Source organism: Streptomyces alkaliphilus (genome assembly GCF_014141535.1).
Lineage (GTDB): Bacteria > Actinomycetota > Actinomycetes > Streptomycetales > Streptomycetaceae > Streptomyces > Streptomyces alkaliphilus.
On sequence record NZ_VKHT01001788.1, the window covers coordinates 1 to 351 of the forward strand.

A 351-nucleotide genomic window follows, 5' to 3' on the forward strand; every position below is an offset into this window, starting at 1 on the left:
CGTCCGCCTCGTCGGCTGGGGCCGGCCAGGCGGACGGTGTAGACGAGGCCGTTGTCGGTCAGTGTGGAGGCGGGGTATCCGTGCAGTTGGGCGGCTTGCCGGAAGGTGTCCAGGACGATCTTGGAGGCGACGGGGCGGTGCTCGATGGTGACAGCGGTGATGACCAGTCGGGCTTTCGACATGCCCGAACATCAGCAGCTCGCGTCGGTGTCCTGGATGTCCTGAGGAGCTGTTGTCGTTCCGATCGTGAGGGGTGGGCGTCGAACGGGAGTCTCGTTCGGGTGACCGTGGCTGGCTGCGGGCATGAAGGCAGGGCCTCCTGGTAGCTCGGGGTTGCGAAGCCAACCGAGA

1 pseudogene is annotated in these 351 nt (G+C 66.4%); it reads right to left on the reverse strand.

What is annotated here, in order from left to right:
* Window positions 1–182, reverse strand: a pseudogene (locus FNQ90_RS26765) (hypothetical protein); the annotation flags it as partial.
* Between the last annotated feature and the right edge of the window lie 169 nt (window positions 183–351).